The sequence below is a fragment of the Parabacteroides sp. 52 genome (assembly GCF_010500925.1).
In the GTDB taxonomy this organism is placed as follows: domain Bacteria; phylum Bacteroidota; class Bacteroidia; order Bacteroidales; family Tannerellaceae; genus QVMG01.
The window spans coordinates 91,871-105,315 of the sequence record NZ_QVMG01000010.1 but is presented as its reverse complement, the minus strand read 5'-3'; the positions used below and the strand labels follow the sequence as shown (position 1 = coordinate 105,315).

At 44.7% G+C, this 13,445-nt stretch carries 6 protein-coding genes; all 6 read right to left on the bottom strand.

The annotated features are described in order from the left end of the window. Positions 1 to 754 precede the first annotated feature (754 nt). The 6 genes from D0T51_RS07605 to D0T51_RS07580 are packed head-to-tail and all read right to left on the bottom strand — an operon-like array spanning position 755 to position 13,406. The gene (locus D0T51_RS07605) at positions 755 to 1,897 is read right to left on the bottom strand and encodes a DUF4906 domain-containing protein (RefSeq protein WP_163727446.1); all 1,143 of its coding nucleotides are present in this window, start codon (positions 1,895 to 1,897) and stop codon (positions 755 to 757) included. A 31-nt stretch (positions 1,898 to 1,928) separates the two neighbouring features. Continuing rightward, positions 1,929 to 6,833 carry a T9SS type A sorting domain-containing protein gene (locus D0T51_RS07600; protein ID WP_163727445.1) on the bottom strand — a complete coding sequence of 1,635 codons (4,905 nt, stop codon included), beginning with the start codon at positions 6,831 to 6,833 and terminating at the stop codon, positions 1,929 to 1,931. 47 nt (positions 6,834 to 6,880) lie between these two features. Beyond that, on the bottom strand, positions 6,881 to 8,746 hold the full coding sequence (locus D0T51_RS07595; protein WP_163727442.1) for an Mfa1 family fimbria major subunit: 1,866 nt from the start codon (positions 8,744 to 8,746) through the stop codon (positions 6,881 to 6,883). Between the two features lie 21 nt (positions 8,747 to 8,767). Further along, the gene (locus D0T51_RS07590; protein ID WP_163727439.1) at positions 8,768 to 10,447 is read right to left on the bottom strand and encodes an Mfa1 family fimbria major subunit; all 1,680 of its coding nucleotides are present in this window, start codon (positions 10,445 to 10,447) and stop codon (positions 8,768 to 8,770) included. A 58-nt stretch (positions 10,448 to 10,505) separates the two neighbouring features. After that, positions 10,506 to 11,525, bottom strand: coding sequence for a FimB/Mfa2 family fimbrial subunit (locus D0T51_RS07585; protein WP_163727437.1), 1,020 nt, complete (start codon positions 11,523 to 11,525; stop codon positions 10,506 to 10,508). 36 nt (positions 11,526 to 11,561) lie between these two features. Continuing rightward, on the bottom strand, positions 11,562 to 13,406 hold the full coding sequence (locus D0T51_RS07580; protein ID WP_163727434.1) for an Mfa1 family fimbria major subunit: 1,845 nt from the start codon (positions 13,404 to 13,406) through the stop codon (positions 11,562 to 11,564). Positions 13,407 to 13,445: the final 39 nt, after the last annotated feature.

Sequence of the window (13,445 nt, the reverse complement as noted above, 5' to 3'; positions counted from 1 at the left end):
CCTCTTCTTGGATAAGAAGAGGGGGACCACTGTTTGCAGTGGTGGAGCAGTTTGAATTCTTTATAAATGCATATACTTATTTTGTAATAACTTTTCACTCCTGTTTTTTGCCACTTCATATGGGTTTATATATTTAATATTCAACACAGTAATACATCAAACTGCTCCCCCCCCGGCTACGCCGGCGGTCCCCCTCTTCTTATCCAAGAAGAGGAGCCGAGATAGTGTTAGTCAACACAGTTGGTATTTGGGCTATTTTCAATAAGATAACGATGTATATACAGGTAGCTTGTATATACAGGTGACTTATATATACAGGTAAAGAGATAGTAGGGATTACCCCGAAGGGGTTTCCTGTGAATAACCGTGGGATGCAATCCCACGGTCACAATACATCAAGGTACTATCTGACAAAAAGTGACAACCAACTTCAGGATAAGTCACTTCGGGGAGAGAATAGAATTGCTGACAATCGTCGGCAAAATTGCCGACGATTGTCAGCAATTTTGCCGATATATATCGGCAATTGTGTCGACAGCTATCGGCATTTTTATTGGGGGGCAGAAAAGGATTTATTCTGAAATGAGGAGCAGGTTACTTTTTGTCACTATTTATTCCCAAAGTGGATACCATAATGGCGGGTAAAAGCTATAAAAAAACACCTCCACTTCTCTTTATAAAAGAGAGAAAGTGGAGGCTTCTGTAAGGTCTTGGCTAACGTGTGTGTATTCTAATTAAAACGGTTTCACTGAATTTATTGATTAACCCTCTTATATACGATACGGTTATCCTCATCGGATATAGTACGGATATCAGCCGTCATGATATAATGTGTATGGCGGATGATATTAAAGTCTGATGTAATATTTTCTCCCGGATAAAGGGTTATCGTTATATCATGCACCTTGCCGGACAATATATATATGCCTTTCAATACAATGCGGGTAGCATAAGATGTCGATCCGGGTCCACTCGGGTCGGTCTCATCATATTTATCCTTCTGATTGGTAATAAGAGGATTGATACCCCGCCGATTTTCCGGCATATACCAGGTCAATACGGTACCGGATACGATATTGAATTCTTGTGCCGGATAGTTCACAAAAGAGGAAGTCACAATCGGAAAGATCCAGGGTTCATCCGTATAACGTCCTTCATCATAATATTGAACGGTTTGAGGCACGCTCTGCAACTGAGCGAAATTTAAAAACAAAGAGGAAGACTCTTGCAGTTCATCAAAGAGTACGGTCAGAGACAATTTAGCTGCCACACGATACATCCAAAGGGTTACATTCGGATCCAAGATCGGAATCGCTCCTTTATAATAGGCTGTCATAGGGAATGTTTCCGTTGCAGGCCCTATGACCGGATTCGTCGAAAAGACGCGGGTCAGCGTTTGAAAGGCAGAAAAGGTGGAACTCCCGACCGTCAGGGAAGAGAATGCTGCGGCACTCTCATTGGCGATAAAGAAAAGCCGGCAATTCTCCTTCTTTTCAAGGTTTGCTTTCAGCTGATAAATCGTTTTTCCGTTTATTGTTGTCTGCGTCAGGTTCTCCACATACACTTTAGCAAGCAGTTTGTCCGTAGGGTTTTCCGTATTTTCAAACTGCAGGATCCAGACATTCTCTATATGATCTTCCCTGTCGGCAGCGCGGGTATCAACCGGATTGCCGGTAGAAAAGCGGAGTTGCAGGTCGTTTTTCGTTTCCGTTTGATTCATGGAACGTCCTATGACCTGGTTGTTTTCTTCCACTCCTAAGCGAAACTCCACTTCCACGGTTTCGTTTTCCCTCTCTTTCTGATCCATCAGGTCCTCTGTGGAACAAGAGAAAAAGAGAACGCTAATCATTAATCCCAAAGAACACACAAAGCGGTTATTTCTATATTTAATCCTCATAATTCTAAATGTTATTGCATTACTGCCCTATTTATCGAACGATTATTTTTTTAGTGAGTATAGTATCAGGCAACTGTACATATACAATATACACACCGGGCAAAAAAGACTTAAGAACACGGCTGCTCTGATGGGGTTGCAGATTCGTTTGATAGAGTTTGACTCCCGTCAGATTATAGAGGGAGACAGTCGCTTTCTGATCACCGTTAGAAAGATAAATGTCATTCTCTACCTGATGAATATCAAACGTACATACATTTATATCTTCTATATCTGTCGTTGTATTTGCCTCGGTCACAAGGCGGAAGCGTTTAACGGCTGCGGCTGTATATTCCGCAGTAAAAGAGTACGTCGCCCCTTCCGCTGTGATATCCACCTTTTTGTTCTTATCCGCTATCAGGTCGATCAGATAAAGGTTCCCATAGCTATTCTCCATACCTTTGTGATTAAAGGTCAATGTATATTCCTTCGTTCCTTCTTCCGCTTTGAAAGCCAGATAGGTATTATGGATATCCGGCACCGTATTCACCTGGTAGTTCCCATCTTCTTCGACCGCATACAATTGTGCCAGGGCATGGGAAGCCAGGATCTTTTTCCCATCATAGCCATTGTCAAAAGTACGGGTAGAACGAGGATCCGCAAATATCCACATCCGATCTTTCAACACCTCTGCATGGGAAAGGCTGATTACGGAGAAGACCTTTTCTTCTTTTTCTGCCGAGGCAGAGCGTAAAAGGGCGGTATTCTCTTTCACTCCTCCATCGTAACGGAATCTCAGGGTATTATCCGAGGTCTCCAATACTTTGACAACAAAGCCTTGCATGGAAGAGATAGTCTCCGGCAGATAAAGACCTGCCCCGGCCTGCATTTGTGGTACGGCAATATATTGTCCCGCACCCGCTCCGTCGCCGGTCAGTCCACTCACCCAATTATCCCATTGGAGTGATGATCCGGTATGGAACAAGTAGACCGTTTTATCCATACCGGATCCAAATACCAATCCACCGTCTATCTTCAGTCCGGCGGTATAAGGATTGCTCATCACATGTTGGCCGGGGAACAACAAAGAAGACGAAACGCCTTTATCCAATGTAAAGGTTTTATCTGTATTCAACAGATAGCCCTGATAAGTAAAGACACCTTTTCGTCCATCACCGTTCCACCAGGATATCTCATATCCTTTGTAAGGTTCCATCAGGGTGTTCGGTTGTACCAACTGCCAATAGGCATTCGTTCCTTCCACATACTTTCTGACAGCCGTACCGGATAAGAAAGTATGGGCATAAATATAAGTGGGCGAATTCGTTGATAAAACAGGCACTCCGAAATATTGCCAGTTCATCTTGTCCGGATTCATTTCTCCGGCTGGAGATTGAGCTTTGCTGTAAAATTCCACATCGGCCGGTATCGACATACCTGCGGGAGAGATAAATGCAGCGTTCTTTCCCACAGTGGGGTCGTAATCGTCGGGAGCTCCGGATTTAACAATGAGCTTACCTCCGGCAGTCATTGAATAATCGGTTGATGAAGTGATTTCAAGTTTTTTATTTTTCAACACTACGAGGTTTTTACCCGTACCTCTGTTGTCCACTCCTTTCACCTTATAATCTTCATTCACCCACAGATCGATGGCGTCTTCATGGTAAAGAACCACCTCCTCTTCTCCCGGAATGATTTGGGCGGTCCAGTTTTCCGCCACACTCCACCAGTTTTTCCGTACCGGATCCGGAGATATATTCTTCGATCCCGTGCCGCCTGCTCCGATCCACATATTCACCGTTTTGTGGCACTCATAAGGTCCCAGGTCGATACTGGCATCCTGTACCCGGTTGGCAGAAGCCAGGTCGCGTCCTTCCGAGCCGAATACACGATCCAGGTTGTTGAACAAGGCTACATGTCCTTTATCGATAACCGGGCTCAGCGGGCTCAGGCGATAATTACCTGCTGCCGCGTTCACAAATAAGGGATCGGTAGAACCTTCGATATTGCCTGCCGAATCATCCGCCGGATAGCCGGCGATTAAGCTAAACAAACGAAAAGGAAGCACACCGGTTGCATCTGTCCCATTATTCCCCCAGATAATACTATTATAGATATAGGCAGTACTCACTTCAACTCCCGCCCCCGAAAGCGTTCCGGTATTTCCCGATAGGGTTGCATTCATCAGATGCACGGTGGTATACTCCTTCGCATAGATACCTCCTCCGCGTAATGCCTGGTTTGCATACATAAGCACGTTTAATAAAGACACTTCCGCACCGGTTGCAAGAGAAAGCCCTCCTCCATTCACCAGCGCCTGATTGTTACGGAATATGGAGTTCGCAATATAAGGAGTACAAACCTGCTCCACAGCCATAGCACCTCCGTCATTCAATGCATAATTCTGTTCAAAAAGAATGCGGTTCAACAGCGGAGAAGCGGCATGAATCAACATACCTCCTCCTACATTATGCCAAAGAAGGACACCATTCACCACGGAAGAAGTGGCAGCATTCGCCACTCCCCCGCGGACAACAAATCCATCCAACACCGTATTTCTGTTCTGGGCTGTTTCGGTTGCATAATACGGGATATTGTCAGCCGCTATCACGACATGGTAAGCATCCGCATTGTCCCAGTTTCCGTTTTTATTCAAATCACCGCTAAGCACCGAACGATCCGTACTGGCTTCAAAAGGAAGGCGGGTATCGATGCGGACAGATCCGGTCAAATCGACTGCATCCTTATCATCCTTTGCGTTCGTTGGGAAACCACCGTATATCTTCACTCCGGGCACCAGGACAAAGGCATCATTTCTACCGGCAGAAGACTGTCCTGTCGGATACGGATAATAGGTACCTGCAGCCACCCATATCTCTTCGATACACCCGGGGTAATCCGCTGCCGCTTTTAAGACATCGTGAAGGCCGTCATACGCATGTTCCCAGCTACTGCCATCTTTTACACCATCGGCAGGAGGTGTTGCTTTTGTATAGTCTTTGACATAGGTACGGGTAAAAAACGGACATTGCCCCATACCTACCGTCAAGGCTATCGATTTAGAACAGCCATTATGGGTATATGTGATATATACCGGTTCCGTGGTAACGTCTAAAGCCGTCACCAACCCATTCGGATCGACAGAAACTTTCAATGGGCTGCTGCTCTCCCATGTGCCGGTTAATAGTGCGGGATATCCCGTCCCTGTCAGTTGCCGGGTCTGCCCGACAGCCAGGTCGTTACTTCCCGGATTGCTTATGGATACGCTATTTATGACGAACTCCGTCTCGCGAACATCTATTTCTTCCTGATAATTCTTCACCTCCATTCGGATCGTATGTTTACCGGGTGTAAGTGTTCGAGTCCACTCCTCGGTGGTTGTTCCTAAATCCAGGGCATAATTACCATCGATCCACCAATTCACGGCGAAGTCTGTTGCCGACTTGGAGTAGATAGCCGCTTTCACATGTATTCTCGGATCGCAAAAAACAGCCCCCCGTACATCATCGTGATGAATACCATTCACATAAAAAGAAGGATTGATACTGCGTGTTGCAGCTCCGGCTAAATAGAAATAAGCTTCACCGGGATCCCCCAATCCATATCCGTAAATGATAACCCCATTGGGATTCGAAAAATGATAGGTTTCACTCTCTCCCCCTATCCCACTATCGTTTCTCGTGGTATGCAAAAACAGATTGCAATACGAAAAGCCGGAGGCGGTATTATCGGTCCAGGTGACATGCGAAGGCAAAGCTGTAAACGCTCCGTTTCCTACAGCTATTTGGGTATCCTTTTTATTGGCCGTAGCGGTTACTACCAAGGCATAATGATCTTTTAAACGCGAAGCTGCTTTCGGCACAAAAGAGCTAATCGATATTTCATTTACTGTTTGTTCCAACGGAGGAATCCAGGTAGCAGAAGGATCCCCATTATTCGAAGGATGCGTAGGGTTGGGGTTCGCACTACCTCCTATAAAATAAGAAGTTACCGCTACCGCTTTATCGGCAGTAAGATAACAACCATCGGTTATCTCTAATTCAACAAACTGTCCTTCTCCCAATCGAGCCGAAAGGTTTCCGGTTATCACCTGATAAGTCCCTTGCACATTTATCCGTGTATTAGGCAGGGAGGCTAAAACCCGTATACGTTCTTTCCCGCGCACAGAGGTAGGTATTAAAAAGGATGTCCCCCAAGCATTTACGGGCATCATTTGTTGGTACAAACAATCTGCTGCATGCGTTTCTTTCGGCACCATGGTTCCTGCATTGGTCACAAAATAAGCAATAGGTTTAGTCGCCACAATATGTTGTCCGGTTAAGTCGACTCCCGCAGCCGAATAAAAAGAGTAAACCTGTCCTTTATTCAACGAAACGACTACATTTCTTGTCACGTCTTTAACCTGGGTACCGTTTTCTGTCGCTACAATGGTATAGCCATCGACATAATTCACCCCTCCTTCCGGATAGCTATAAGAAGTATACGACATCTGATAATAATTCACACCCAAGCTCACTACAGGAAGTATATTCGAGGCATCCGTCGTGGCATCCGCCTGGTTTAAGGCATACACGGATATAGGATATGGAGACTCTATATGTACGGATTTGGAAGAGGTACCCGTTTTTTTGGAATACACCTGTTCTTTTTCTGCATCCAGGCTGCGGGTAAATGATTCACCCGCAGAAAGGATCACTTGCTCGGATACGCCCGTTTCCGTAAATGTGATTGTAACAGTGGTCGCCCGGGTCGCTGCCACGCGTATTTGGGGTACATAATTACTCATGGGATAATCCCTTTCGTCGAATCCAAAATCAGCGATCCTTCCGAAAGACACCCAGAAATCGGTTCCTAACGTGGTATGTTCCTGCGCCGAAAGGCCTATATGGGTGAATAAAAACAGTAGAACTGACACAAACAAAGAGACACTTTTTCTCTTCTCATTTCTATTTTTCATGGATACCTGCGAATATTTAGTATATAATTCTTTCATAGGAGAGTAACTTAAACGATTTCAATAATAGAGCGTACATCAAGAGAAGCCTGCTTCTTTTGCCGGTTATAAAAAATATGATATACATTTTTTGTGTAATCCATAGAGACAGTCGGCAGGGAGGGTTCTATCCCCCATCCGGGAGTCACAAAAGCAGCACTTCCTCCTACAGTTTCCGGGATCAATGTATACCAGGCATTCAGTATAGAGGTTGACAAGGTTGGAAATGCCGAACCAACAGGTACGTCTGTCACATATTTCGTACCCAGATAGACAAAGCTCATCAGATCGGCATTCTGGTAATAATAGTTATATGTAATAACAGAGACTACCGGGTTACCAATTTCTTCTTTCTCCTCCACAACTCCCCAGGGTACGACATGCACACCGGCAGAGATAAAGGGTCCCGGTTCTCCCACATGAATACCTCCCGGACCGTCGATACTGGAGATAGATATTTTATACGTATTATTTCGTACCATACCATAATAGCCATAAGGCAAAGGATCGGTCTTTACACAGGCAAAATGGCGGATAGGGACTCTGTAATAACAATAGCCCTGATAGAAATATTTGATTCCATACATATCATAAGAGGAAGCCGGAGGCGAAAGAATAGAAAAACCACTATGCTCTTCCACATTCCATATGGCTTCTTTTATATCGGATAAGGCATCCGGTATCTGACCGATATCGGCTGTGCGGTAGAAGGACATATGGGTCTGGTTTATGACCACCCCTTTATACAGGTAATAACTCTCTCCAAAAGCAAATCCGGGAGGTGCATACTGGCAACGGATAACCACACGGGTCATCACATCATTGACCTGCTCATCGGCAGCCATTGTATTTTCCAAAGCATATTGATACTTCTCTGCCGCTGTCGCCGTAGCGTCGCTGTCAAACTTATTCGACAAAACCGGATAAAGAGTGGCCTTGGCTATATAATTGAAATTCGCTTCCCTGTTTAGTTCATCCGTGGCGGCTACTCCGGTATTAAGTCCCTGAAAGTTGGGATCTTCTGCATAAATCCAATCCCTGTTAGCCCCTATTACTTCCATACTTCCATTCATCATGGGAGCCATGACCCTCATCCAATAGGTCTTTTTGTTGGTCACATCCAGCTCCCAGGAGAAATCACGTACCCTGGCTCCTTCCGGAAGAACGGAGAAGTCCGTATCCGCCTTCTTATCCACGATTACTTTAGCCACCAGGCGATCGACTTTCACCGCAACAGGAGCCATATGTGCCTGGTCTGCCGTTTCTTTCAGATCGGCAAGAGAGATATCGATCAATCCCTGGTGATTGGTCATCATAAACGCATTCTTTTGAGCCACGCCACCGGTTGCCGTCAGCGTATTTTTATCCATATTTACTTCCTGCAGAAAAGTAGACAGGTGATCGCTTTCACGGGTGATCGCTTTGACAGCAGATACCGGGTTCAGGATCACCAACATCCGGTATTTTTGTTTGACAACTCTCCGGGCAAACGTAATAAACTCCTGATTATTCACGCTCAGGAACAAGTCACCGGGTGTTCCTGCTTCATAACCGGTAGCTCCACTATTCGTCCTTATATCGAGGTCGAACACATATTTCACCTCCGGGTCGGCACTCAGGGGGATTTCGCCATCATAGAGCACAAGCCGCACACTGTTCACTTTTCTTTCTTCCGGCAAGCCCAGGTCATCGGACCCGGCTTTTGTATGTAAGCTTTCATCCATATCCGTCAGGACAGAGAAGAAAGCTTCTTCTTTCAGATCCGGTTTCTTCTTATCCTCCTCCTTGCCGGGTATATCCTCATATGTACATCCCGCCCAGAAGAGACTCCCCTGGATAAGGATTACGAATAGGTAAAATAGATGTCTGTATTTCATTTTCTTTTCTTTTTAAAGCTATTACTTCCGGCCTATCACTTCCGATTGATCCCGGTTTTTCCATTTGTTTATCTGAATACTCGTTGCGATACAACCACTTCCTACCTCCTCAATCGTTGGTGAACCCAGTCCTTTTATCTTTTCTATCAACACTTTATAATGGGTATTGCGCACCATGCCGTAATACCCATAGGTAGCCTCTCCATAGCCGGCAGCCTGTAATCCGGAGTGTTGTATGGGAATACTGTAATAATTAACCCCTCCCTGATAATAAGAGATGCCATTGGATTGATAAGAGGCTGTCGGATTGGTAAAATCCATATGTATTGATTTTGCCGCTGCAATCGCTTCCGCCAGATTACCATAAATAATAGGTATCGTTTTGGATCCATTGGCATAATTCAGCATATCGGCCCGCTGTATAATCATATTATTGTATGTAAAATAGCTGGATCCGACAGTAAATCCCGGCGGAGTATATATGCACCGAACCAATATACGTGTAATCACATCAGGGTATTTCTGATTTTCATCCAAGGTGTTCTCCAAACAATAAGCAGCATCTGCCACAGCCGGTGCCGGTTCCCCTACGTTTTGGGTTAATACAGGCGTTACACTCTCCTTCCGGAGGTAGAAAAAATGCTCATTCAATACGTCCTGTGACTTACCGGCATACCAACCGGAGAAATTAGGATCTTCCGCATATTGATATTTTCTGTTGGCTCCTCCATGCCCTTGTATTTCCATTGTTCCACTTTTACCCCCTCCTGAACCGATCAGCCAGGTCATGTGACGCATCCAGTAGGTCTTTTTATTCACAACATCTAACTCCCATCGAAGTGCACTGACACTTGCACCGGCAGGTTCAACCGGTAAATATGCGGCTTTCCGTACCGAGGCTTTGGCGACAACACGGCTGACATAGACAGGAACAGGGTCTTCATGCGCGGCTTGTTCTGTATCTCTCAGCCGACTTACCGGTATATCGATTAATCCCTGGTGATTGGTCATCAGAAAGTAACCATGCTCCTCTGTATCTACTGTATACAAAGCAGCCGGACCACAATCCGATTTATTACCTAAAAGGGCAGGATCCATAGAAACAGCCATTTGGAAATCGGCTAAAGTCGAAACTTCAGGCATCGTTGCCTGGTAAAGATCGAGGGTGTGGGATACGACTGATGTAACTCCTTTCTCCGTTGGATTAATAAGTACCAGTAATTTATAAGGTGCTTCCTTTACCGCCCTGGCAAAAGTGATGAAATGGGTTTGCGTCGGACTGGAATTGGCTCCTCCTTGTTTATAGAGATGATCTTTCTCTTTATGGGTCACATCGTATTGCTCAAACGTATTCCAATCCGCAGAGCCGGACTTGGCAGAGCGTATCCGAAAGTCAAATGCATATTTCACTTTCCGCTGACTGTCTGAAAGCCCTACGCTACCATCATAGAGTACCAACCGCACGCGGTTTACTTCATTCTCCTGATTGGTACCCCATTCCTCCGAGTAAGATTCGACCGTTCGGGTGGAGAGTTCCTCCTCTTCCGAAGCGAGATTTATGGCAATAGAAAGTCTCTTTCCTTCTTGAGGATCCACTTTGTCGGGAGTCGGCACCGGTTCTTCTATCTCGCAGGATGGCAAGAGAAGAAAAAGGGCAGCACAAAGAACACTCCATCTTATTTTGTTCCATCTATACTTCATATCCTATTGTTTTCTATCATTCATCACTTATTCGTTTTCTACCTCCGGGAGGCATCCTTCAGAGACCGCCACCGACTTCATGATCCCGGTCTATCCAGGGTTGCATCACGACCTCCGCAGCCACCCATACTCTATCCGGGTTGGGATCTGTTGGATCTACTGCAGGTTTTTGAGTAAGAAAAATAAGCAACTTATATTCATCTTCCCGGTCCATATATTCTTGCAAAGACATATAGTTGTATTCTTGTAATTTCAATGCATTTATATATTTGTTCAGGTTGATTTTCAGCGTTGTCGTTCCTGTTTTGAGATGTTTAATGGTTAACATATTATCCCGGTCAGCCATGAGACGCAAGGTGTGAATTTCAGCAACTCCTCCTGCACCGCCCCAGTCATTTTCCTGAAAGAAAGGTTGATAACACCAAACCGAGTTGTCTACCGGTGTATTATAAGCATCATAGGCGGCATTGGCCGTTTCTAAATGAAACGCAAATTCATTCACATCTATCTCAGATTCAGACTGTAAGGATTGAAGAACAATCCGGAAACGATTCGTATTTTTCAATAAAGGAACCGTAAGGGTATCATTCAACATATCTGTCATTCTTGCCCGTCCATGCCAGAGAGGACGAATGGCCTTATCCAACCGATTGTCCGCATGCGCTTTTAATCTCACATATAAATCTTTCAACCGGGATTTCCCTTCAACCAACGCAGTCGTATTCAACTCTTCCATTTGTCCATTGTATAGGCCGACAGGAAAAGCTACCAATTGAGCAACCTCGTTGTATGATTCAGGCAATGCCATTGTATATCCTTTAGGAAAGGTCTTTTCCCCGGAAACTTCATCGACTATCTTTGATAAATAAACCCCGTTTTCATCAAATAAATAAAGATCCACTCTGGCTACCTGTCGATGAAACAAATCTTCATAAGACATATTATAATCATATACAAATCGTATCCGTTTGCCGGATTCTTCCGGCGGACACTCCTCCAATCCATCCCGGATACAAGATGTTAATAATAACACGAGTCCATAACAAGCGTATCGTATGTATTTACTCCATTCGTTCATCCTCTTTATTCTTTATATTTCTATTCAATTATTTCTTTATAAATCAAAATGCAAACTTGTCACACGCCAGGGTGCAACTCTGACATCAGCATCTATAAGCCCCCCTTTATCGTCCGGCCCTTTCGGAGCAGGAAGGGTGATATGTCCGGGTCCGCGCACGTCTTCAATACATATTCTGTAAACATTATTTCGCACGACTCCATAACGTCCATACCCCATCAATGCTCCACTTTCTATTTCATTGAAATGACGAATCAAAATAGTATAATAGCTTACGCCGTCTTTGTAATAGGTTAATTCCCGATACGTTTTCGACTCATTGGGTTCCTGGGGTGGATTATTCGGATCGACACTGCGCAGAGGCCAAGTGATAGTACCCTCTTCAGGCCAAAAGACTTCTCTTGTTTCCATATCTATTAGCACCTGTACCAAGCCTTCTAATTCAGGATATTGATGAACCGGAATCAGGGAGGGATCAGTCAGGAAGTGTAAGATCTGTGCATGTGTGAAGGCATGTCCCCGGTAATAATAATAGCTATCTCCTATGTTTATAGAAGCCGGGGCATATTTGCATTTGAGCACGATACGCGTCGTCACATCTTCATATTGCTCATCGGCAGCCATGGTGTTTTCGGTAACATATTCGTATTTGTATCTATTACTGGCATCCAGTAGTAGGTTATTCCCACTCGGGGAATCTGTGATCCATTCTCTGATTAAATAAGTATCGTCCGGGATATAGAAAAAATGCTCTTTGCGTTTATCGGCACCGGAAGCTCCCGGTCTTTCTAAACTAATCTGCTCAAAATTGGGATCAACGGCATATCGAAAATCCCTTGCAGTTGACGGTGTTTCCATATTCCCCCCGGCCGAAGGTGCCGTTGGTGCCGTCTGTCGGATCAGGAAAGAACGCATATTAATAATATCCGTACCCCATACAGGTTCTGTCATTTTAGCTCCTTTAGACAAACCTGCATATACTTTTTCATTGGCTCCCGTACTTCCTTGCAGGGTTATATGATTGGCTTTAAACAATCCCACCTTGGCCACTCCCCGTTCTACAGGTATATTTTTACGGTTAGCCGGCTTCGCAGCATCTTCTTGGGTGGATTGGATATCGGCTTCTTCAATCAAAAGAGGGCCATCCGCGTTAGTCATCAAGAAGTTTACCGTACGCCTCGAATCCTCTAACCAGCCTGTATAAAGTCCCGGATAAAGACCTGCACCCACAGCCTGCCAGAAGTTAATCATAAAAAGATTCACTCCCATTTCAACCGCATACCTATCTGCCGGGCTATTGGGGATTATCGAACTTCCGCTGAAAGCCGTTTTAAAGTTTACCGCTTCCGTCAGGTCATTGTATTTGTGTTTGGGTGTTTGAATCAAAGTCAAATAATCACGGCCGGTATATCCATATCTCTGCATCCCGGGAACTTCCTGGCTCTCTTTGCGTAGATTGCCCGGATTCAATACGGCTATGATCTTATAGGCCATTTTCTGAAGCGGAATAGGAGGAAGAAAGATTGTTTTATTACTCTCGTCGAAAGTCACGCCCGGGGTATTATTATTAAAAACACCCTTATAAGCAATATCATAATAATAAGTCTGCACAGCTGTATGAGCCATGTCATATACAATAATTTGTAATCCATCAAAATAAGCCTCTACAGGAATTCCTTCGCTTTCTCCGACAGCCTTGGTTGCGATGACACCTTCCAGACCTACACTCAAAGAGATATACCCTGTATCTTTCCAAGTCGGATCTGTGTTCGGATCCGGTTCATCTCCTGGGATTACCGGATGCTCTTGCGTACAAGAAAAAAGAGACATTCCTATAAGGAATAGCCATGTCATGAGATATGTTATTTTTTTCTTTTTCATACGTCATTATTTATTTTTTATATTTCGCTCGTATGGAAC